The sequence below is a fragment of the Pseudomonas sp. R1-15 genome, assembly GCF_051132085.1.
GTDB lineage: Bacteria > Pseudomonadota > Gammaproteobacteria > Pseudomonadales > Pseudomonadaceae > Aquipseudomonas.
This window is the reverse complement of the sequence record NZ_CP071660.1, coordinates 1169391-1191599: the sequence shown is the minus strand read 5'-3', so window position 1 is coordinate 1191599 and position 22209 is coordinate 1169391. Positions and strand designations below refer to the sequence as shown.

At 62.9% G+C, this 22209-nt stretch carries 20 protein-coding genes; 14 read left to right on the top strand and 6 right to left on the bottom strand.

What is annotated here, in order from left to right; genetic code table 11:
- Positions 1-535 precede the first annotated feature (535 nt).
- The 6 genes from J3P97_RS05115 (at position 536) to purT (ending at position 7805) form a co-directional block, all read left to right on the top strand.
- Positions 536-997, top strand: a complete 462-nt coding sequence (locus J3P97_RS05115) for an REP-associated tyrosine transposase (RefSeq protein ID WP_434602912.1) — start codon at positions 536-538, stop codon at positions 995-997.
- 226 nt (positions 998-1223) lie between these two features.
- Positions 1224-4331 (top strand): transglycosylase domain-containing protein, encoded by a 3108-nt coding sequence (locus tag J3P97_RS05110; protein WP_434673617.1) that lies wholly within the window; start codon positions 1224-1226, stop codon positions 4329-4331.
- A gap of 150 nt (positions 4332-4481) precedes the next feature.
- Positions 4482-5051, top strand: a complete 570-nt coding sequence (locus J3P97_RS05105) for a PadR family transcriptional regulator (RefSeq protein ID WP_434602910.1) — start codon at positions 4482-4484, stop codon at positions 5049-5051.
- 4 nt (positions 5052-5055) lie between these two features.
- Entirely contained in the window at positions 5056-5841 is a 786-nt protein-coding gene (locus J3P97_RS05100) for a siderophore-interacting protein (RefSeq protein ID WP_434673616.1), read from the top strand.
- Between the two features lie 224 nt (positions 5842-6065).
- Entirely contained in the window at positions 6066-6533 is a 468-nt protein-coding gene (locus J3P97_RS05095) for a VUT family protein (protein ID WP_434569679.1), read from the top strand.
- A 90-nt stretch (positions 6534-6623) separates the two neighbouring features.
- Positions 6624-7805, top strand: a complete 1182-nt coding sequence (gene purT / locus J3P97_RS05090; protein ID WP_230151134.1) for a formate-dependent phosphoribosylglycinamide formyltransferase — start codon at positions 6624-6626, stop codon at positions 7803-7805.
- A gap of 233 nt (positions 7806-8038) precedes the next feature.
- Here the strand turns inward: purT and J3P97_RS05085 are convergent, their stop codons facing one another.
- On the bottom strand, positions 8039-10453 hold the full coding sequence (locus J3P97_RS05085) for a glucose/quinate/shikimate family membrane-bound PQQ-dependent dehydrogenase (protein ID WP_434673615.1): 2415 nt from the start codon (positions 10451-10453) through the stop codon (positions 8039-8041).
- Between the two features lie 507 nt (positions 10454-10960).
- Between J3P97_RS05085 and J3P97_RS05080 the strand changes: the two genes are divergently transcribed.
- Both J3P97_RS05080 and J3P97_RS05075 read left to right on the top strand, forming a co-directional pair.
- Positions 10961-11191 carry a VF530 family DNA-binding protein gene (locus J3P97_RS05080; protein WP_434569681.1) on the top strand — a complete coding sequence of 77 codons (231 nt, stop codon included), beginning with the start codon at positions 10961-10963 and terminating at the stop codon, positions 11189-11191.
- 42 nt (positions 11192-11233) lie between these two features.
- Positions 11234-11851 (top strand): Pr6Pr family membrane protein, encoded by a 618-nt coding sequence (locus J3P97_RS05075; protein WP_434674506.1) that lies wholly within the window; start codon positions 11234-11236, stop codon positions 11849-11851.
- 45 nt (positions 11852-11896) lie between these two features.
- Here J3P97_RS05075 and J3P97_RS05070 read toward each other — a convergent pair whose 3' ends face one another.
- The 3 genes from J3P97_RS05070 to J3P97_RS05060 are packed head-to-tail and all read right to left on the bottom strand — an operon-like array spanning position 11897 to position 13243.
- Positions 11897-12106 carry a DUF1289 domain-containing protein gene (locus tag J3P97_RS05070; RefSeq protein ID WP_434569683.1) on the bottom strand — a complete coding sequence of 70 codons (210 nt, stop codon included), beginning with the start codon at positions 12104-12106 and terminating at the stop codon, positions 11897-11899.
- A complete protein-coding gene (locus J3P97_RS05065) occupies positions 12103-12627 on the bottom strand; it encodes a gamma carbonic anhydrase family protein (RefSeq protein ID WP_434673614.1) in 525 nt (174 codons plus the stop codon). Before J3P97_RS05065 ends, J3P97_RS05070 begins: the two co-directional genes overlap by 4 nt.
- A 16-nt stretch (positions 12628-12643) precedes the next feature.
- Complete coding sequence (locus J3P97_RS05060) at positions 12644-13243, bottom strand: CoA pyrophosphatase (RefSeq protein ID WP_434569685.1); 600 nt, start codon at positions 13241-13243, stop codon at positions 12644-12646.
- A gap of 147 nt (positions 13244-13390) precedes the next feature.
- Here J3P97_RS05060 and J3P97_RS05055 point away from each other — a divergent pair, with 147 nt between their 5' ends.
- Together J3P97_RS05055 and J3P97_RS05050 are read left to right on the top strand one after the other, a co-directional pair.
- Entirely contained in the window at positions 13391-13942 is a 552-nt protein-coding gene (locus J3P97_RS05055) for an NUDIX hydrolase (protein WP_434569686.1), read from the top strand.
- Positions 13943-13982: 40 nt separating this feature from the next.
- Complete coding sequence (locus J3P97_RS05050) at positions 13983-14489, top strand: L,D-transpeptidase family protein (RefSeq protein WP_305496533.1); 507 nt, start codon at positions 13983-13985, stop codon at positions 14487-14489.
- Between the two features lie 213 nt (positions 14490-14702).
- Here J3P97_RS05050 and J3P97_RS05045 read toward each other — a convergent pair whose 3' ends face one another.
- Together J3P97_RS05045 and J3P97_RS05040 are read right to left on the bottom strand one after the other, a co-directional pair.
- Positions 14703-15011, bottom strand: coding sequence for a DUF6124 family protein (locus tag J3P97_RS05045; protein WP_434673613.1), 309 nt, complete (start codon positions 15009-15011; stop codon positions 14703-14705).
- A 1109-nt stretch (positions 15012-16120) separates the two neighbouring features.
- On the bottom strand, positions 16121-16321 hold the full coding sequence (locus J3P97_RS05040; RefSeq protein WP_434673612.1) for a hypothetical protein: 201 nt from the start codon (positions 16319-16321) through the stop codon (positions 16121-16123).
- A 447-nt stretch (positions 16322-16768) separates the two neighbouring features.
- On the opposite strand from J3P97_RS05040, the gene J3P97_RS05035 reads away from it, so the two are divergent.
- The 4 genes from J3P97_RS05035 to ptsP are packed head-to-tail and all read left to right on the top strand — an operon-like array spanning position 16769 to position 22193.
- The gene (locus J3P97_RS05035; RefSeq protein WP_305496537.1) at positions 16769-17500 is read left to right on the top strand and encodes a GntR family transcriptional regulator; all 732 of its coding nucleotides are present in this window, start codon (positions 16769-16771) and stop codon (positions 17498-17500) included.
- Positions 17501-17516: 16 nt separating this feature from the next.
- The gene (nagA, locus tag J3P97_RS05030; protein WP_434673611.1) at positions 17517-18623 is read left to right on the top strand and encodes an N-acetylglucosamine-6-phosphate deacetylase; all 1107 of its coding nucleotides are present in this window, start codon (positions 17517-17519) and stop codon (positions 18621-18623) included.
- Positions 18604-19626 (top strand): SIS domain-containing protein, encoded by a 1023-nt coding sequence (locus J3P97_RS05025; protein WP_434673610.1) that lies wholly within the window; start codon positions 18604-18606, stop codon positions 19624-19626. Before nagA ends, J3P97_RS05025 begins: the two co-directional genes overlap by 20 nt.
- Before the next feature lie 53 nt (positions 19627-19679).
- On the top strand, positions 19680-22193 hold the full coding sequence (ptsP, locus tag J3P97_RS05020) for a phosphoenolpyruvate--protein phosphotransferase (RefSeq protein WP_434673609.1): 2514 nt from the start codon (positions 19680-19682) through the stop codon (positions 22191-22193).
- Positions 22194-22209: the final 16 nt, after the last annotated feature.

Sequence of the window (22209 nt, the reverse complement as noted above, 5' to 3'; positions counted from 1 at the left end):
GTTATTGGATTAACCACCGAGTCTCCAAGGCCACAGGCGGATAAGCCTGCAACCTTGCCGAAACCGGGCCTGCCTCGTGGGCAGACCGTCCTGTAGGACAAGTCCTCAAGATCAGCGGGTCGTGCAGTATAAAAAGCAGAGAACAGAGAGTTTCACTGTAAAACCTGGAAAATTCAGGGATATGCCGCAGTAAAAACCGTCTTTAAGGAGAGGCATTATCTGCGATTACAGCGGTTCAAGGAACGCGGCAAGTATTGCACAGTGATGGTGCAGGGTCATGCGTTGGCGCAGGCGATGGCTCTAGCACAATACTTTCAGCCTACATCTCGTGGCGAGGGAGCTTGCTCCCGCTGGGTGGCGAAGCCGCCCTCGCTTCTCAGCTCTTGAAAGCTTGCGGCTGCTGCGCAACCGAGCGGGAGCAAGCTCCCTCGCCACGGGACTACGTTGTTTTCGGAAAAGTCGCTCAGTCATCAACGCGTCGGGTCGGAACGAGCGAAGCTACCGTAATAGTTACTCCAGTCAAAGGAAGCACGGAATGCGTCCTCACCGTCCAAACGCTCATCGTCTTCGCCACGGACGCTCTTCGGATACGGGGCGAGGTTACCTCGTCACTACGGTAGTCCACCGACGCGCACCTCTGTTCAACGACTTGCAGTTAGGCCGGTTGCTGGTTGCGGAAATGCGTTTGGCGCATGAGCAATGTCAGGTCAATTCTCTCGCCTGGGTCGTGATGCCGGATCATCTGCATTGGCTGCTGCAATTGGAACAAGCCCAACTGCCCAACGTGATGCAGGCAGTGAAATCCCGCAGCACCCTCGCTATCAATCGAGTCATGGGCAGGCAGGGCGCTTTCTGGCAAAACGGATTTCATGACAGGGCAATCCGCGATAACCAGGACTTGTTGCCTTGCGCCCGCTACATCATTGCCAACCCTCTTCGCGCCGGCTTGGTAACACGCGTTGGTGATTACCCTCTCTGGGATGCGATATGGCTCTAACCGCCTTTGTGGCGAGGGAGCTTGCTCCCGCTGGGGGGCGAAGCCGCCCTCGCTTTCAGCTTGTGAAAGCTTGCGGCTGCTGCGCAACCGAGCGGGAGCAAGCTCCCTCGCCACAGCGGCCTCACCGCGTCATGATTCAGATGCCCACAATTTCCCTCCCCCCACGCCAACCACCGTCTAAGCTTCAAGCAAGTCCGATCAATCTGCGTGAATGGATCAGTCGACTATGGGCGCTTTGTGGCAAACCGATTCGAATAAACCTGTGGTCCCGACTGAACGTATGGAAGAAGCGCCTTTACCCCCGAAAAAACGCCGCGCACGGCATGGCTGGCGGGCGTTCTGGTTGTTGTTGCTGATTATCGTCGTGGTGGTCGGCCTTGCCGTGGCCAAGGAGATGCGCACGTCCCGGTTCCAGGCCCGGGAGATCAGCAAGTACGCCGCGTCCTTGACCTATTCGGTGCAACCGGGGCCCAGCGACGCCATCGTCTACCCTGGCGCGGGTCCGTTCGACCGGCGATTGGGCTACAGCTCGCTGGGGGAGTTCCTGCCACGACTGATCAAGCGCGACTATGTGATCCAGGCCCAGGCCCGTTTCTCCCCAGAGCTGATGGACTATGTCGATAAAGGCCTGTTCGTGCCCTACGCGGAAAAGATCCAGGCCGGACTGACCATCACCGATTGCCGCGCCGCGCCGGTGTATCAGTTCAAATACCCGCAACAGCTGTACGCCAGTTTCGACGCCATCCCGCCGCTTGTGGTGCAGAGCCTGCTGTTCATCGAGAACCGCTTCCTGCTCGATCCCAAGCAGCCGCTGGCAAACCCGGCGGTGGACTGGCCGCGTTTCGGCATGGCGGCCTGGTCGCAAGTGGCCAAGTTGCTGAGCTTGCCCGGCCAGTCGGCGGGCGGCAGCACATTGGCGACGCAGTTGGAGAAATACCGGCACTCCCCCGAGGGCCTGACCGTGTCGGGGGCGGAGAAGATCCGCCAGATGATTTCCGCCAGCGTGCGCGCCTACCAGGCCGGCCCGCAAACCCTCGAGGCCCGCCAGCGGGTCATCCGCGACTACCTCAACAGCGTGCCGCTTTCCGCTGTTCCGGGTCATGGCGAAGTCCATGGCATGGCGGAAGGACTGAGGGTCTGGTACGGCGCCGATTTCAACAAGGCCAACGAGCGCCTGTTCAGCACCGCCACCGACCCCGAGAGCCTGGCGCAAAAAGGCCTGGCCCTGCGGGAAATGCTCTCGTTGATGATCGCCCAGCGACGGCCTTCCCATTACCTATCGAAGGGTCACGATGAACTCGCTCGCCTGACTGACAGCCACATCCGGCTGCTGGCGCAGAACGGCGTGATCGATGCGGCCCTGGCCGAGGCCGCCCTGGCGAGCAAAGTCAGTTATCGCGACTGGGTGCAGCAGCCGACGATCCAGCCCAACGAAACCAACAAGGGCATCAGCGCCGCCCGCAGTCGTCTCGCCACGCTGCTCAATCGTCCGCTGTACGACCTTGATCGCCTCGACCTGTCGGCCACCAGCACCTTGCAAAGCGAATTGCAGGCCCAGGCCACCGAGTACCTCAAGCGATTGGCCGACCCGGCGTTCGCCGCCGAGATCGGCCTGATGGGAGAGCGCCTGCTGACCCCCACCAGCACCACGCAGGTGCGCTACAGCTTTACCCTGCTGGAACTGACGCCGGACGGTTCGCGTGTGCGGGTACAGACCGACAGCACCGACCAGCCCTTCGACATCAACGAGGGCAGCAAGCTGGAACTGGGCTCCACCGCCAAGTTGCGGGTGCTGACCACCTACCTGCAGATCATCGCCGAATTGCACGAGCGCTACGCCCAACAGACCCCGGCGCAACTGAAGAAAACCGAGATCGCCGACCAGGACCGCCTCTCGCGCTGGGCGGTGGACTACCTGATTGAAAACACCGACCGCAGCCTGCCGAAAATGCTCGAAGCGGCACTCGACCGCACCTACTCTGCCAGCCCCGGCGAGGCATTTTTCACCGGCGGCGGGCTGCACACCTTTCATAACTTTCGCAGGGAAGACGACGGTCGCCTGCCGACCCTGCGCGACGCCCTGCGCGAATCGATCAACCTGCCGTTCATTCGCCTGATGCGCGACCTGGTGCGCTACGCCACCTATGCCGGTCCCAACAACAGCTCCGAACTGCTCAAGGATGACAAGGACCCGCGCCGCCAGGAATACCTGGCCCAGTTCGCCGATCGCGAAGGCACCTCGTTCCTGCTCAGGTTCTGGAAGAAATACCAGAAAAAGGACACCGCCCAGCGCCTCGAAACCTTCCTCGACGGCATGCGTCCCACCGCGATCCGCCTCGCCGCCGTGCACCGCTATTTCTTTCCCAACGACAGCCAGGAGAGTTTCAACCGCTTCGTACGCGCCCATCTGAAAAACGCCAAGAGCGCCGAAAAGCTCACCGACGAGCGTCTGCAGCGGCTCTACCAAAGCTACGGCCCCGGCGCCTATGACCTGCCGGACCAAGGCTTCATCGCCAAGGTCCATCCACTGGACTTGTGGTTGGTGGGCTACCTGCTCAACAACCCCGACGCCAAGTTCAGCCAGATCGTCAAGGCCAGCCAGTTCGAGCGCCAGGAGGTCTACAGCTGGCTGTTCAAGAGCCGGCACAAGAGCGCCCGCGACAGCCGCATCCGCACCATGCTGGAGGTCGAAGCCTTCCTGGATATCCATCAGCGCTGGCAGCAAGTCGGCTATCCGTTCGACCATCTGGTGCCGTCGCTTGCCACTGCGATCGGCAGCTCCGGCGACCGCCCCGCCGCCCTCGCGGAACTGGTAGGGACCATCCTCAACGACGGCATCCGCCAGCCGGCGCTGCGTGTCGACAGCCTGCAGTTTGCCGTCGACACGCCTTACGAAACGCGGCTGGTCAGCGATCCGGACAACGGCAAGCGGGTGATGCCGGTGGAAGTGGCCCGGGCCTTGCGCGGCGCCCTGTCGCAAGTGGTGGACGCCGGCACCGCGAAACGTGTCGCGGGCAGTTTCAAACTGGCCGACGGCACGCCGCTGGCCATGGGCGGCAAGACCGGCACCGGCGACAACCGCATCGAAGCCGTCGGCTCAGGCGGACGGGTGATCAGTTCCAAATCGATAAACCGCACCGCCACGTTCGTGTTCTACATCGGCGACAGCCATTTCGGCACCCTGACCGCCTTCGTACCGGGCGCCTCGGCACAGAACTTCAAGTTCACCTCGGCCTTGCCGGTACAGGTGCTCAAGGGCATGGCGCCGTTTCTCTCGGCCTATTTGCAACCGGGCAGCCACACCCAATGTCAGCCATTGGTGACGAGCCGCTGAGCAACCGCCATTTCAGCTTCTGATAACCCATCGCGCTCAACGCTGCGCCGTCGGGCGAATCCGGCTGCTCGTCGGATTTATAAAAAACATGCGTGCATCGTCTAAAGATATATCTTAAGTTCTATCTTAAGAATTTCTGAGGACAGACCGATGAGAGACCCGCATTCCCACCCTCACCGCGAACACGCCGCCCACGACGGCTTCGACAAACGTGCGGCAAGCCGTGAGCGCGGCGGTCGCGGGCCGCGTGTTTTCGCCGCGGGCGACCTGAAACTGCTGTTGTTGGCACTGATTGCGGAACAACCCTGCCACGGCTATGACCTGATCCGCCGGATCGAAAGCATGTTCGACGGCGCCTACAGCCCCAGTCCCGGCGTGATCTATCCGACCCTGACCTTCCTCGAAGAAAGCGAAATGGTCAGCGGCGATGCCGATGGCGGAAAAAAACGCTACAGCGTCACCGATGCCGGACGTCTATCCCTTGAAGACCAGGCCGTGGCGCTGGACGGCGTACGGATGCGCATCGAAGTCAGCAAGCGTTCGCTGCGCGGCCAGGATCGGCCGCCGGAAATCCACGAGGCGGTCCACAACCTGCGCCACGCCTTGCAGATGCACCATGGTCGCTGGAGCCCGGAAGAGATCCTGCGGGTACGCGACCTGCTCAACGACACCGCCAAAGCCATTGTCGACGGCCCTCGCCGTCCAACTGTTTCGGAGTAAAAGCATGACTGAAGTCGATCCAGACACCATCCACCGCGTCAGCCACGAAATCAAACGCCGCCGCCTGCAAGTGCTGCGGGTGCAAGACCTGACACCACGCATGCGCCGCATCACCGTCGGCGGACCGGAACTGGCCGGGTTCGTCAGCCTCGGCACGGACGATCACGTGAAGTTGCTGTTCCCGCAGAACGCCGAAGAACACGCCGCCCTGGAAAACTTCAACCCCGGCGCCGGCAAGGCCCAGGGCCCGATGCCCGAGATGCGCGACTACACCCCGCGCCGCTACGACCTGGACGCCCTGGAGCTGGAGATCGATTTCGTCCTCCACGGCGACGGCCCTGCTTCAACCTGGGCGGCCCAGGCGGCGCCCGGGCAGTACCTGAACATCGCCGGGCCACGGGGCTCGATGATCGTGCCGGATATTTTCGACAGCTACTTGCTGATCGGCGACGAAACCGCCCTGCCCGCCATCGCCCGACGTCTCGAAGGCCTGGCAGCCAACCGGCGGGCACTGGTGGTGGTGGAAGTGGAAAACGGCGCCGAACAGCAGATCCTTCACAGCCCGGCCCAGGTGCAAGTGATCTGGGTACTGCGCGAAGGCCACCGCGACAGCCTGCTTCGCACCGTCCAGCAGTTGGAAATGCCTGGTGGCAAGCTGTACGCCTGGGTCGCGACCGAGAGCAAAGTGTCGCGGCAGATTCGCAAAGTGTTGCTGGAGGAGAAAGGGCTGGACCAGGATTTCATCAAGGCGGTGGGGTATTGGAAGCTTGATGACAATGAGGAAGATTGAGGGTCTGGCGGTGCTGAAGTAACCTTTACCCACTGACTGGACACAACCTCCGTGGCGAGGGAGCTTGCTCCCGCTGGGCTGCGCAGCAGACCCAAAACCTGACAACTCGGTGGATCAGATAAATCGAGGTGACTGCTTTGGGGGCTGCTTCGCAGCCCAGCGGGAGCAAGCTCCCTCGCCACGGAGTCGTTACCCGACATCCAACCCACCAGGTACCCCGCCCCATGCTTTTCCTGATCGCCTACATCGGCAGCGTCGTGCTGATCAACTTCGCGTTCTCCGCCGCGCCGCACCTGGACATTATCTGGTCAGCCTGGGGTGGCCTGGTGTTCGTCCTGCGCGACATGGTGCAGACCCGCTTCGGCCATGGTGCCATTGCGGCGATGCTGGTGGCGCTGGTGCTGTCCTACGTCACCTCCGACCCAACCATCGCCCTGGCCAGCGCCACGGCATTCGCAGTGTCCGAATGCATCGACTGGCTGGTGTTCAGCGTCACCAAGCGCCCGTTGCACGATCGATTGTGGATCAGCTCGGCCCTGAGTATTCCCCTGGATACCTTCATCTTTTTCGGCCTGATCGACGCCCTCACGCCAGGCGTGGTCATCACCGCCCTGCTGTCGAAATTCGCCGGGGTCACGGCCGTCTGGCTGATCATGGCCTGGCGTCTGCGCAAACAGGCCGTCGCCGGCTGACGCGGTTCATGTAAAATGCCGCGCTTTCTCCCCATGGGAAGCTCGCCCGGCGCGCGCCCCGATGATCCGCTCCTGTTTGAGGACCTTCAGATGACCCGTATCGGAACCCCATTGTCGCCCACCGCGACCCGCGTTTTGTTGTGTGGCAGCGGTGAGCTGGGCAAGGAAGTGGTAATCGAACTGCAGCGCCTGGGCGTTGAAGTGATTGCCGTGGATCGTTACGCCAACGCGCCGGCCATGCAAGTGGCCCACCGCAGCCACGTGATCAACATGCTCGACGGCGCGGCCCTGCGCGCAGTGATCGAGGCCGAGAAGCCGCACTACATCGTGCCGGAAATCGAAGCCATCGCCACCGCGACCCTGGTGGAACTGGAAGCCGAAGGCTTCACCGTGATCCCTACCGCCCGCGCCGCGCAACTGACCATGAACCGCGAAGGCATCCGCCGCCTGGCCGCCGAAGAACTCGGCCTGCCGACCTCGCCGTATTTCTTCGCCGACACCGTGGAAGACTACCGCAAGGCCGTCGAGACCCTGGGTTTCCCATGCGTGGTCAAGCCGGTCATGAGTTCCTCGGGCAAGGGCCAGAGTCTTCTGCGCAGTGCCGATGACGTGCAGAAAGCCTGGGACTACGCCCAGGAAGGTGGCCGCGCCGGCAAGGGCCGGGTGATCATTGAAGGTTTCATCGACTTCGACTACGAAATCACCCTGCTTACCGTGCGCCACGTCGGCGGCACCACGTTCTGCGCACCGGTCGGTCACCGTCAGGAAAAGGGCGACTATCAGGAATCCTGGCAGCCACAGGCCATGAGCCCGGTGGCCCTGGCCGAATCCGAGCGCGTCGCCAAGGCAGTGACCGAGGCCTTGGGTGGTCGTGGACTGTTTGGCGTCGAACTGTTCATCAAGGGTGACCAGGTGTGGTTCAGCGAAGTCTCGCCGCGCCCGCACGACACCGGCCTGGTGACGCTGATCTCCCAGGACCTGTCGCAATTCGCCCTGCACGCCCGCGCCATTCTGGGTCTGCCAATTCCGCTGATCCGCCAGTTCGGCCCATCGGCTTCGGCGGTGATTCTGGTGGAAGGCCAGTCGACGCAGACCGCCTTCGCCAACCTCGGCGCCGCCCTGAGCGAACCGGACACCGCCCTGCGGCTGTTCGGCAAGCCGGAAGTCAACGGCCAGCGCCGCCTGGGCGTAGCCCTGGCCCGCGACGAATCCATCGAAGCCGCCCGCGCCAAGGCAACCCGTGCTTCGCAGGCGGTCAAGATCGAACTGTAAAACCTCGTACATAAAACCCCGTGGCGAGGGAGCTTGCTCCCGCTGGGTTGCGAAGCAGCCCCCTTGCTTTGTCAGCCATTACACCGCAGGGGATGCTGACGCATCCAGCGGGAGCAAGCTCCCTCGCCACAAAAGGCAGAAGCTAAAAGGCCTGCGTTCACAAAGACTCCGCGCGGCACAAAAAAAAGGCGACACCCACAAGGGTGTCGCCTTTTTCTTGGGCGCGGTTCTGCTTAATCCGGCAGCTTGTAGGCGATCACATAATCACCCTGCTTGGTCCCCAGCGAGCCATGGCCGCCGGCTACGACCAGCACGTATTGCTTGCCGTCCTTGCCGGTGTAGGTCATCGGCGTGGTCTGGGCGCCGGCGGGCAGGCGGCCTTCCCACAGCTGTTTGCCGTTCTTCACGTCATAGGCGCGCAGGTACTGGTCCAGCGTGCCGCTCAGGAACGCCAGGCCACTGGCGGTGGTGAACGTGCCGCCCAGGCTCGGAACGCCCATGCTCAGCGGGATCGGAACCGGCGAGCTGTCGCGCACGGTGCCGTTCTTGTGCTTCCACAGGGTTTTGTTGTTGGTCAGGTCGACGGCCGCCACATAACCCCAGGCCGGTGCCTGGCAAGGCAGGCCCATTGGCGAAAGCAGCGCCTCGAGGATTACGCCGTACGGCGCGCCCTTGTTCGGCTGCACGCCTTCGGTTTCGCTCTTGCGACCCGGGCCACCGGCCACTTCCGCCGCCGGCACCAGTTTCGACTTGAACGCCATGTAGCTCGGGTTGACGAAAGCGATCTGGCGCACCGGATCCACCGAGATACCGCCCCAGTCGAACACACCGAAGTTGCCTGGATAGACGATCGAGCCCTGCAACGACGGCGGTGTGAACATGCCCTCGTAGCGCAGCGACTTGAAGTCGATCCGGCACAGCATCTGGTCGAACGGGGTCACGCCCCACATGTCGCGCTCCTTAAGGACCGGCGGCACGAAGTTCAGGTCGGACATCGGTTGGGTCGGCGAAGTGAAGTCGCCTTCCACCGCGCCTTGCGGCACCGGGATCTCCTTGATTGGCACGATCGGCTGGCCGTTGCTGCGGTCCAGCACGTAGATGCTGCCCTGCTTGGTCGAAGCCAGCACGGCCGGTTTCACGCCATCAGCAGTCTTGAGGTCCATCAGGGTCGGCTGGCCGCCGACGTCCATGTCCCACAGGTCGTGGTGGGTGAACTGGAAGTACCAGCGCACCTTGCCGGTGGCGATGTCCAGCGCGGTCAGGCCGGCAGCGTATTTTTCCGACTCGGGCGTGCGGAAACCACCGAACTGGTCGGGCGTCTGGTTGCCCATCGGCAGGTAGAGCATGCCGAGTTTTTCGTCGACGCTGAACATCGACCACATGTTTGGCGAGTTGCGGGTGTAGGTCTGGCCTTCGGCAATCGGCGTGGTGTCGTCCGGGTTGCCGCTGTCCCAGTTCCATACCAGCTTGCCGGTGTGCACGTCGTAGGCACGGATTACACCGCTTGGCTCGTCAGTGGAAACGTTATCGGTGACGTGGCCGCCGATCACGACCAGGTTCTGGGTGACCGCCGGCGGCGAGGTGGAGTAGTAACCGCCGGCGGTGAAACCACCGATGTTGGCGGTCAGGTCGACCTGGCCCTTGTCGCCGAAGTCTTCGCACATCTTGCCGGTGTCGGCGTTGAGGGCGATCAGGCGGGTGTCAGCGGTTGGCAGGAAGATCCGCCGTGGGCACACGGTGCTGGCCGGCGCGGTGCTGGCGGTGCCGGTCGGGCTCTGCTCGGCCGAGGCGTACACGGCGTCATCGTGATAGCTCACACCGCGGCAGGTCATGTGGGCCCAACCCTTGAAGTTTTCCGCGTTCTGCGTGGAAAGCTTCGGATCGAAACGCCAGATTTCCTTGCCGGTTTCAGGCTCCAGTGCAATCACCTGGCTGTGCGGCGTGCACACGTAGAGCATGCCGTTGGCCTTGAGCGGGGTGTTTTCAGCGGTAGTCTCGCCCGGGTCGTTCGGCCCTGGCAGGTCACCGGTGCGGAACGTCCAGGCTTCCTTCAACTGGCCGACGTTCTGCGGGGTGATCTGCGCCAGCGGCGAATAACGGTCGCCGTGGGCGCTGCGGCCGTAGGAGTTCCAGTCCCCGTCCGGCATCGCCGGTGCGGTGTTGGCCATGCCCGGCACGCTGTCGCGGTCCAGTTGGCCCTTGATTTCACCCGGGTTGGTGAACTGGCTGGCGAGCGCGGCGATACCGGCGATGATCACCGCAGCGCCCAATGCGCGGGTGCCCATCGGCGACGCGTCGGCAGTCAGCAACGGGCGGCGGAACCATGGCAGCAGCAAGACGATGCCCAGGGCAAACAGCATCGCCAGGCGCGGCACCAGTTGCCACCAGTCCAGGCCCACTTCCCACAGGGCCCACACGGTACTGGCGAACAGCACCAGCGCGTACAGCCCCAACGCCGCACGGCGGGCCAGGATCAGCAGGACGCCGGTGAGCGCCAGGCCGATACCGGCCAGCAGGTAATACAGCGAGCCGCCGAGCGTGCTCAGCTTGATTCCCCCGGCCAACAGGGCCAGGCCCATCAATAGAAGCAGAATGCCGAGCAGGCTCGGTAGCAGACGGCTTCGACTCAAAGCACCCTCAGTGCTCATAGTGCGTATCTCCGTGACGTTTTAAAGAGTCCTGCGCAAGGTGTCACTTTAGATGACGATCCTGGCGGGGCATGGTTCAGTTGAAAAAAGCAAATTCGGTTGCCGCGATCCCCTGTGGGAGCGAGCTTGCTCGCGATGGCGGCGTGTCAGTCGGCTTCAATGTTTGCTGTGCAGTCGCTATCGCGAGCAAGCTCGCTCCCACAGGAACTCATTAAGACAGCGCTGTCTTTCAGGGTCAGGACATTGAGCGTTCTTTGGATCTTTCAATGGGAATAGCTGTAACGCAAAGGCTCTGGCTCGGCAGGAGAAGCGTTTCAGCTGGCTGCGCAAGGATAATGTTCTGTTACAAATAGAGAAAGCGCTTTTACCAACATGGATCCTTTCGGATTCGGTAACAGTCAAACGGGCTTCAACGACGCGGCCACTGCTTTCAAAGCGCGGCGCTTCCACCCGAACGGCACCTCGGCTAAGGTGCGCGGCATATCACTTACCTGGTGTACAGGCTTCATGACCGAACACAACGACAATCCACTGCACGGCGTGACGCTGGAGCAGATCCTCAATGCCCTGGTGCAACACTACGAGTGGTCGGGCCTGGCCGAACGCATCGATATCCGCTGTTTCAAGAGCGACCCCAGCATCAAGTCGAGCCTGACCTTCCTGCGCAAGACACCGTGGGCGCGGGAAAAAGTCGAGCGCCTGTACATCAAGCTGATGCGCACGAAACGGCCGGTCTGAGTCGTGGGCGTTGGAATTCCCCTGCGGCGCGGTTTCGTGTCGATGGCGGCACTGCTTGGCTGGGCGGGACTGAGCATCCAGTTGTATCTGATCTTGCTGGGACGCTGGGAATTGGGCGCGAGCCTGCTGGGCGGGCTGGTGAATTGCTTCAGTTTTTTCACGGTGCTGACCAACACGCTGGTGGCCGTGGTGCTGAGCTTCGAACTGACCCACCGCGATTCAGCGGCGCGGCGCTGGTTCCTCGGGCCAGCGGTATGCAGCGGCATCGCCGTGAGCATTGCCCTGGTCGGCCTGGCCTACAGCCTGCTGCTGCGCCATCTCTGGCAACCCGAAGGCTGGCAGTTCATCGCCGACGAACTGTTGCATGACGTGATGCCCGTGCTGTTCATCGGCTACTGGTGGTTCTGCGTGCCCAAGGGCAGCTTGCGCCTGCGCCACATCGGGCTGTGGATGCTTTATCCCTTGGTGTACTTCGGTTATATCCTGCTGCGTGGCAATCTGCTGGCGGCCTACCCCTACCCTTTCATTGATGTGGCGACTCTGGGTTATCCACAGGTACTGATCAACGCCGGGGGGATATTGGCGGGGTTTGTCGGGATCGCGCTGGGGGTGGTGGGATTGGATTGGTGGCTGGGGCGGCGGGCAGCTAAAGCGTTGTGAATGCTTTTGTGGCGAGGGAGCTTGCTCCCTCGCCACAGCGGAACGTCAGGGTTTTGCCGGCAACATCCAAACCAACCCACTGGCCTTGGCCCGTTCGTGACACAACGCCAGGACGCCGCGCCGCTCCTCATTGTCCATTCGGCTCCAGCGGGTGATTTCCGCCACGGTGCGCTGGCAGCCGGTGCAGATGTCGTCATCATCCAGCGCGCAGATGTTCACGCAGGGCGAGGGAACCGGACGTTCGGCCGGGTTCATTGTTCTTGCTCGACCAAGTCGCGGGCATAACGCTGCGAGTTGTGCACATAGTGCGCCGCGCTGGCTTCGAGCATCTTCTTCTGGGCCTCGGTCAGCTCGCGCACGACCTTGCCCGGCGAGCCCATCACCAGCGAACCATCGGGAATCTCCTTGCCTTCGCCAATCAGCGAGTTGGCGCCGATGATGCAATTCCTGCCGATCTTCGCGCCATTGAGGATCACCGCGTTAATGCCGATCAGGCTGTAGTCCCCCTCCGTACAGCCGTGGAGCATCGCGTTGTGGCCGATGGTCACGCCGGTGCCGATGGTCAGCGGAAAACCCATGTCGGTGTGCATCACCGTGCCGTCCTGCACGTTGCTGTTCCTGCCGATCAGGATCAGTTCGTTGTCACCGCGCAGCACGGCGTTGAACCAGACATTGGCGCCTTCTTCGAGGCGGACCTTGCCCACCAGCGTGGCGTTGGGCGCAACCCAGCTCTGTGGGTGGGTTTCGACACGGGCATCGCCCAGGCGGTATTTCATGGAAGTCCTCGGGGCGTCAGGTATTGATGAAACTGTTGGGCGGTGTGTGCAGGTCGATACCCGCGTCGTACAGCAGGTTGACCAGCTCGACGATCATGATCGCCGTCAGGCCCCAGATCTTGTATTCGCCGAAGCGATAACTGGGCACGTACCAGCTGCGCCCCTGGTAATCGATGCGGTGGGTGTGCTCGCGCGGGTCCTTGCGGAAAAACTCCAGCGGCACGCTGAAGACCGCGGCGATCTCGGCATCGTTGGCCTGGTACTCGACGTAATCGGGAATCACCCCGACATAGGGGGTGACCTTGATGCCATGCAGGGAAATCAGCGGGCTGAGAGGGCCGATCACTTCCACCAGGCCAGGCGGCAGGCCGATTTCCTCTTCGGCTTCGCGCAAGGCAGTGAAGATCAGGTCCGGGTCTTCAGGGTCGCGGCGCCCGCCGGGGAAAGCCACTTCGCCGCCGTGGGTCGAGAGCCCACTGGCGCGCAAAGTCAGGACCAGTTCCGGCTCGTCGCTGCGGGTGATCGGCACCAGCACCGCCGCTTCGGGGAAACGCCGATCGGTCTCCAGATCGCGCGGCGTATGGTTGCTTACTCGATGCAGTAGCTCGTCCAGCATGAGACTTCTCGATTTATTCGCTGCCTAGCATCATGCACCAATCAGCCAGGCGGCCCAAGCCCCGGGACCACGTCATGTCGCGAAACGACAACTTGCCGATACCCGCCCGCACACGCCAAGATAGGCGCAGCCTCCAGGAATCCAAGCATGAAATTCTGCAGCCAGTGCGGTAACCCGGTGACCCAGCGCATACCCGAGGGCGACTCGCGCCTGCGCTTCGTCTGCGACACCTGCCACACCATCCATTATCAGAACCCCAATATCGTTGCCGGATGTGTACCGACCTGGGGTAGCAAAGTCCTTTTATGCCGCCGCGCCATCGAGCCGCGCCGCGGTTATTGGACGTTGCCGGCGGGTTTCATGGAAAACGGCGAGACCGTCGAGCAGGCCGCCGTCCGTGAAACCGCCGAGGAAGCCTGCGCCCGGGTACGAAACCTGAGCATCTATACGCTGATCGACGTACCGCACATCAGCCAGGTGCATGTATTCTTCCGCGCAGAGCTGGTCGACATGGATTTTGCCGCCGGGCCCGAGAGCCTGGAAGTGAAGCTGTTCGAAGAGACCGAGATTCCGTGGGACGAACTGGCTTTCCGCACGGTGGGCCGTACCCTGGAATACTTTTACGCGGACCGACAGGCCGAGGATTACCCGGTACGATCCGAGTCGATACCGCCGCTGGCCCAGCCTGCCAATACCTGAACATCAATATAGTCGCGACACCTCTAGGGATATCGTTTTAATGCGCTGGTTGCTTGTCCTGTTCTGCCTGTCGTTCACCGCTGTGTCCCAAGCCGCCGCCGTGGGAACCTATAACGGCAAGGTCATTGAAAAAGTCCTGGTGCTGAAGTCCGCCCATCAATTGCAATTGATCAACGACGGCAAGCCGCTGAAGACCTATCGCATCTCCCTGGGCAAGGGTGCCAAGAAAGGCCCCAAGCTGATCGAAGGCGACAAGCGCACCCCCGAGGGTTTCTACTGGCTGGACTGGCGCAAGACCAGCGAGCGCTTCTACCTGTCGATGCACATTTCCTACCCCAACATCAGCGACGCCGCCCGCGCCCGCCGCGAAGGCGTGGAGCCGGGGGGAATGATCATGATCCACGGCACGCCGGATTCGGAGGAGAACCCTGAGCAGTTGTTCCATACGCTGGACTGGACCGATGGCTGCATCGCCATGCGCAATGTGGATATGCGTGAGGTGTGGAACCTGGTGCCGGATGGGACGATGATCGAGATTCGCCCGTAACCCCATTTTCCCTGTGGAGAGAAAGCTCTTGTGGCGAGGGAGCTTGCTCCCGCTGGGCTGCGCAGCAGCCCCAAGACCCGACAGCGCGGTGTATCAGGCAGATTGAGTTGCTGGCCTTGGGGTCGCTTCGCAACCCAGCGGGAGCAAGCTCCCTCGCCACAGGGGGCCTGGCGTTCCCGCATCGTGCAAGGGATGAGGCCATTCCTTATGGCATCAAGTTCGAAGCTCGACCCGATCCAAGGCCTTGTTCGTCAGCAACTCCCCTAGCTCTATCATCTGCACCACTCCCAATGCCACGTGCCGTCGTGAGCCGTCGAGATTGAATGCCAAGTCGCTGAGCATTGCATTGGCCGAGGCCAGGGTTTCGCTGAGGTTGGCTAGCAGGGTTTCCGTGTCGATGCAGTCCGTCACGTTGAACAGTTGGGTCGAGGGTTGGGGGGCTGAGTCGCTGTCGTCGGGCTTGGGATTTTGGTCCATAGCGCGATCGGCGGGGTTTGGCGGGTTTGGGGTTTCTTTGATCATGGTCTTGCTCCTGGAGATGGAGCGCCTGCATTTGTATGGTGGGCGCCTGTGCGCCTAGAGATGCTCGGATTCTCACGTCCGGTCGCTGAATTGGCAGCGACGCATGAAGACTAGAGCCCTGACTTCCGAGGGACAACCTTAAAAACATGTCGGAAATTTCTGGGCGTCTGACAGACCACTCATCTGTTCGGGGATGTTTCCCACAGATTCCGGGTAGTCTTTTTGGAAGCTGAATTGGGTACATATCCGTTGCTGCGGTAACGGCCGGTAATGGTGCTAGCGAAGAGGCCAGTACAGCCAGCATCCTTCATCGGCTGACATTCCGCCTTCGCGAGCAGGCTCGCTCCCACATTCGATCTTCAGCAGCTACAAAATTTGCGTACGCCACAACCCCTGTGGGAGCGAGCCTGCTCGCGAAGAGGCTGGTACAGCCAACATCTTCATCGATTGACACTCCGCCTTCGCGAGCAAGCTCGCTCCCACATTGGGTCTTCAGCAGCTACAAAATTTGCGTACGCCACAGCCCCTGTGGGAGCGAGCTTGCTCGCGATGAGGCCGGCAAATCCGGCATCTTCATCGACAGGCACTCCGCCTTCGCGAGCAGGCTCGCTCCCACATTGGGTCTTCAGCAGCTACAAAATTTGCGTACGCCACAGCCCTGTGGGAGTGAGCTTGCTCGCGATGAGGCCGGCAAATCCGGCATCTTCATCAACTGACATTCCGCCTTCGCGAGCAGGCTCGCTCCCACATTCGATCTTCAGCAGCTACAAAATTTGCGCACACCGCAGCCCCCCTGTGGGAGCGAGCCTGCTCGCGAAGAGGCCGGCACAGCCAGCATCTTCATCAACTGACATTCCGCCTTCGCGAGCAAGCTCGCTCCCACATTGGGTCTTCAGCAGCTACAAAATTTGCGTACGCCACAGCCCCTGTGGGAGCGAGCTTGCTCGCGATGAGGCCGGCAAATCCGGCATCTTCATCGAGAGGCACTCCGCCTTCGCGAGCAAGCTCGCTCCCACATTGGGTCTTCAGCAGCTACAAAATTTGCGTACGCCACAGCCCCTGTGGGAGCGAGCTTGCTCGCGAAGAGGCTGGTACAGCCAACATATTCATCAACTGAAAGTCCGGTTCGCGAGCAGGCTCGCTCCCACAGATGGATCGAAGTACCACCGCCAAAGATAGGCCGGTTCTTGCTCTTGCTCTTGCTGTGCTTTTGACTTTGATCTCAGCGCCCCGTTAACCACGATGGCCGAACGCAGGCGTTGCGCAGTGGGCACCTCGGCAAGGATGCCGAGGTAGCCGCGCTGGGCCATGGATGGCCCTTCGCGGCGGGCCCACGGAGCAATGCCGGAGTGAGGGCACACCGAGCCCAGGCGAGGTGCCGAGTGGTGGGGCAAAGCCTTTTTGGTTACTTTTTTGGCGTCTGAAAAAAGTGACCCGCCGTAAGGGCGGAACCCTAAGCAGCCGTTACCGCAGCAACGGATATACACGCCGCCCCCCACCGGTCGCAAAAAAATAAATATCAAATCCCCTAATTTACAACCCATGCATACCACTGCCCTCCTGAAACCACCACCCAACGCCGTACGCTCACACACCCTCCTCCGCCCTCTAATACCACTTAAAGCCAACCCACTCGAAACACCCCAGAAACACGCCAAAACCAACCAGACCCCACGTTGACATGGTATTCAAGTGGTATTAGCTTCCACCCCACTTACCGAGCGACAACGCCCACAAAAACCGCATCGGACACCCCCATGAACGACATCCAGACCCTGCGCCCCGACGACACCCAACCCACCCCGCTCTACCTGCAACTGGCCCGCAACCTGGAAGCCGCCATCCACGCCGGCCAATGGAAAGCCGAGCAGGCAATGCCGTCCGAGCGCAGCCTCAGCGAACAACTGGGCATCTCCCGGGTCACCGCCCGCAAAGCATTGGAAGTGCTGTTCGAACAAGGCCTGATCCGCCGTAACCAGGGTTCGGGCACGTTCATCACCCCGCGCCTGGAACAACCGCTGTCACGCCTCAGCGGCTTCAGCGAGATGCTCCGGCTCAAGGGCTTCGTGCCCGGTTCGCAATGGCTGGAGCGCGAGATCACCCCGCCGACCCACGAAGAACTGATCCGCCTGGGCCTGTCGCCCACCGACAAAGTCGCGCGGCTCAAGCGCTTGCGCAAGGCCGATGACACGGTCATGGCGATTGAAATGAGCACGCTGCCGGCATCGATCATTCCTAAGCCACAGGCGGTGGGCGATTCGCTGTACGAGTTCCTCGATGGCATTGGCAAACCGGTCGTTCGCGCGCTGCAGCACATCCAGGCGATCAACGCTTCGGATGAATTCGCCGCCCTGGTGGGCATCGCCCCCGGTACTGCGATGTTGCTGATGACGCGGGTCGGCTACCTGGAAGACAACACGCCCATCGAAGTCACCGACACCTATTGCCGCAACGACTACTACGACTTTGTCGCCGAGCTGCGGCGCTAGAGACCAGAGAATTCCCATGTCCGAAGACAACATCCTCACCGCCAACGGCTGGATACGCGGCCGCCTGTTCCACGAACACGGCAAGGTCGCGGCCATCGAAGGCCAGCCCTGCGACCCGGCGAGCAACGACCTGCCCTATCTGCTGCCCGGCTTCATCGACTTGCATGTGCACGGCGGTGGCGGCAAGGACATCATGGAGGGCGCGACGGCGTTCGAGACGATCGCCCGAACCCACGTGCGCTTCGGCACCACGTCGCTGCTCGCCACCACCATGACGGCACCGAGCGAAGAAATCGCCGGGGTGCTCAAGGCCCTCGGCGAATACTGCGAACAGCGGCCCGGCGGCAGCGCGCGGGTGCTCGGCGTGCATCTGGAAGGGCCTTATATCAACCCCGGGAAACTCGGCGCCCAACCGAATTTCGCCCACACCGCGTTGATGGCGGAAGTGGAGGCTTATCTCGCCCTGGCGCCGATCCGGGTGATCACCATTGCGCCGGAAATCGCCGGGCACGATGCCTTGATCCGCGCCCTCAGCGCCCGCGGCGTGCGCATGCAGATCGGCCATACCCTGGGCAGCTACGAAGAAGGTGTCGCGGCGCTGGCCGCCGGGGCCAGCAGTTTTACCCATTTGTATAACGCCATGAGCCCGTTGCATCACCGCGAACCGGGCATCGTCGGCGCGGCGTTGGCCCATGCGCAATATGCCGAATTGATCCCGGATCTGCTGCACGTGCACCCCGGCGCCATGCGCGTGGCCCTGCGTTCGATTCCGTGCCTGTATTGCGTCACCGACTCGACGGCCGCCGCCGGCATGCCCGACGGCGAATACAAGCTGGGCAGCCACACCGTGACCAAATGCCTGGGCGGCGTGCGGCTGGCCGACGGCACGCTGGCCGGCAGCACCCTGACCATGGACCAGGCCCTGCGCAACCTGGTGAAGATCGGCCTGCCCCTCGCCGAAGCCTCGCAACGCCTGTCGCAATTTCCCGCCGATTACCTCGGCCTGCCCGAACGCGGACGCCTGCACCCCGGAGCCTGGGCCGACTGTGTGCGCCTTGACCGTTCCCTGAACCTGACCGACGTGATGGTCGAAGGAGAAGCCATTGTCTTCCAGAATGCTTGAAGAGGCCCTCGCCTCGTCCGATGCCGTCGAGCGCCAGTTGCAGCGGCTGGATCCGGCCCTGCAGGAAATCGCCGGACGCCTGCGCCGCCAGCCGCCGCAAGTGGCGATGACCGTCGCCCGGGGCAGTTCCGATCATGCCGCCAGTTACTTCGCCTACCTGACCATGCAGCACCTGGGCTTGCCGGTGGCGTCGTTGCCCATGTCGGTGGTAACCCTGCAACAGGCGCCGCTCAAGGTCAGCGGCCAGGTGGCCTTTGCCTTTTCCCAGTCCGGGCAGAGCCCCGACCTGGTGAACAGCCTGCGTCTGTTGCGCAAGCGTGGCGCGCTGAGCGTGGCGATGGTCAACGCCGAGGATTCGCCGCTGGAGGCTGCCTGTGAATTCAGCGTGCCGCTGTGCGCCGGCGTCGAAAACAGCGTCGCCGCGACCAAGAGTTTCATCGCCACCCTCAGCGCCAGCACGCGGCTGGTGGCGCACTGGAAGGACGATTCCGAGTTACTGGAGGCTGGCCGCGCGTTGCCCGAAGGCTTGCGCGACGCCGCGCGCCAGGATTGGAGCCCGGCCGTCGAGGCCCTGCGCGACTGTACGCGGTTGATGGTGATCGGCCGTGGCGCCGGGTTCGCCATCGCCCAGGAAGCGGCGCTCAAATTCAAGGAAACCTCGGCGATTCAAGCCGAGGCCTTCAGCAGCGCCGAAGTCCGTCACGGGCCGATGGCGCTGATCGACGAACACTATCCGCTGCTGGTCTTCGCTCCGCGGGGTGCCGAGCAGGCCGGCGTGTTGAGCCTGGCCGCCGACATGCGCCAACGCGGCGCGCGGGTGCTGCTGGCCGCCCCCGATGACATTGCCGAACGCGACCTGACGCTGTCCCGCGCCGAACACGCGGCCCTGGACCCGATCCTGGCGATCCAGAGCTTTTATGGCATGGCCGCCCGGCTGGCCGTGGCCCGAGGCATGGATCCGGACCAGCCACGGCACTTGAGCAAGGTCACCCGAACCCACTGAGCCGACGGCGTTTTTTACCGCAAGGCCAACCCGATTTCAAAGAGAGCGAGCCCATGCCCAATAACAATAAAGAGCTGACCCTCAGCGCCCCGCTCAGCGGTCCGCTGCTCACCCTCGCCAACGTCCCGGACGCGGTGTTCGCCAGCGGCGCGATGGGCGACGGGATTGCCATCGACCCACTGAACGACACGCTCTACGCGCCCTGTGACGGCGAGGTGATCCACGTCGCTCGCACCGGCCACGCCGTGACCCTGCGGGCCGACAACGGCGCCGAACTGCTGCTGCACCTGGGGCTGGACACCGTCGAGTTGCAGGGCGACGGGTTCTCGATGCTGGTCAAGCAAGGCGCCCGGGTCAGCAACGGACAAGCGTTGCTGCGCTACGACCTGGACCGCGTGGCACTGCGCTGCAAAAGCCTGGTGAGCCTGCTGATCATTACCAATGGCGAGCGCTTCCAGGCACGGCCCATCACCCTTAAGACGGTCAAGGTCGGCGAGCCCTTGCTGCACATCGTCGCCCGGACAGCGAGTGAAACCCGCAGCGATGAACCGCAAGTCGGCAGCGAAGTGTCCGGCCAGGTCCGCATCGCCCACCAAGGCGGCCTGCACGCCCGCCCCGCCGCCCTGGTTCGCCAGACTGCGCAACGCTTCAAAAGCCGCTCGCACCTGCATTTCGGCGAGCGCTCAGCGCCCTGTGACAGCGTGATGGGCATGATGGGCCTGGCAATCACCGAGCAGGCCGAAGTCCATGTCAGTTGCCGCGGCAGCGATGCCGAAGCGGCGTTGCAAGCGTTGTTGAAGACGTTATCCACAGCCTTGGCCGAAGAGGTTCACGCCGACACGCCACGGGTCCAGGCGCCGAACCATGCCGCCGAGGATGGCGTGCTGCACGGTGTCTGCGCCGCACCCGGCCTGGTCACCGGCCCGCTGGTTCGATTGGACGGCATTCAATTGCCCGAGGACCCCGGTGGTCACGACGTTGAAGAACAACGACAACGGCTGCGCCAAGCCCTGGAGCAGGTCAGCCGCGACATCGGTGTTACGTTGGAAAACGCCAAGGCCCGGCACCACGCGGAGGAGCAGGCGATTTTCAGCGCTCATCTGGCGCTGTTGGAAGACCCGGTCCTGCTGGACGCCGCTTACCTTTCCATTGATCAGGGTTGCGCGGCGGCCCACGCCTGGAGCCGCTCCATCGACGTGCAGTGCCAGGTGCTGCGGCAATTGGGCAGCACGTTGTTGGCCGAGCGCGCCAATGATTTGCACGACTTGCGCCAGCGGGTCTTGCGGGTCTTGCTGGGTGAAGCGTGGCAATTCGACGTGCCGGTGGGCGCGATTGTCGCCGCGCAGGAGCTGACCCCCTCGGACCTGCTGCAACTCGGCGCCCAGGGCGTGGCCGGCGTATGCATGGCCGAAGGCGGCGCGACGTCCCACGTAGCGATCCTGGCCCGGGGCAAAGGCCTGCCCTGCCTGGTGGCGTTGGGCGAGGCGCTGCTCGAACAGGCGCCGGGGCGAACGGTGGTGCTGGACGCTGACAATGACCGCCTCGAACTCACGCCCAGCGCCGAGCGCCTGATGCAGGTCCGCCAAGCCCAAGCCCAACGCGCCGCCCTGCGCACCTGGCATCAGTCCCTGGCCCACACGCCGGCGCGAACCGTTGATGGGGTCGATGTCGAAATCGCCGCCAACGTCGCCTCCAGCACCGAAGCGGGCGAGGCCTTCGCCAACGGCGCCGACGGCGTCGGTTTGTTGCGCACCGAATTTCTTTTTGTCGACCGTCACACGGCCCCCGACGAAAGCGAGCAACGCCAGGCCTATCAAGCCGTGCTCGATGCCATGGGCGACAGGCCGGTGATCATCCGCACCATCGATGTCGGCGGCGACAAGCAGCTGGATTACCTGCCGCTGCCGGCCGAAGCCAACCCGGTGCTCGGCCTGCGCGGCATACGCCTGGCCCAGGTGCGCCCGGAATTGCTCGACCAACAGTTGCGCGCCCTGCTGCAGACCCGTCCGTTGAATCGTTGCCGGATCCTGTTGCCGATGATCACCGAAGTCGACGAACTGCTGCACATCCGCCAGCGCCTTGATGCCTTGGGCACCGAGCTGGGCCTGGGCGAGCGTCCGCATCTGGGGGTGATGATCGAAGTGCCGGCCGCCGCCCTGCTCGCCGAGCAACTGGCCGAGCACGCGGACTTCCTGTCCATCGGCACAAACGACCTGTCCCAGTACACCCTCGCCATGGACCGCGACCACGCCGGCCTCGCCGCCCGGGTCGATGCCCTGCACCCGGCGCTGTTGCGGCTCATCGCCCAGACCTGCGCCGGCGCGGCCAGGCATGGACGCTGGGTCGGCGTGTGTGGCGCCCTGGCTTCCGATCCCCTGGCGACACCGGTGTTGATCGGGCTGGGCGTGCGGGAGCTATCGGTCAGCCCGCCACAGATTGGTGAAATCAAGGACCGCGTGCGCCACCTCGACGCTGCCCAATGCCGCCGCATCAGTACCGATTTGCTCAATCTGCCGAGCGCCGCCGCCGTGCGTCAGGCCTGTCACCAACACTGGCCTCTGGGCTGAGCCACGTCGAACAACA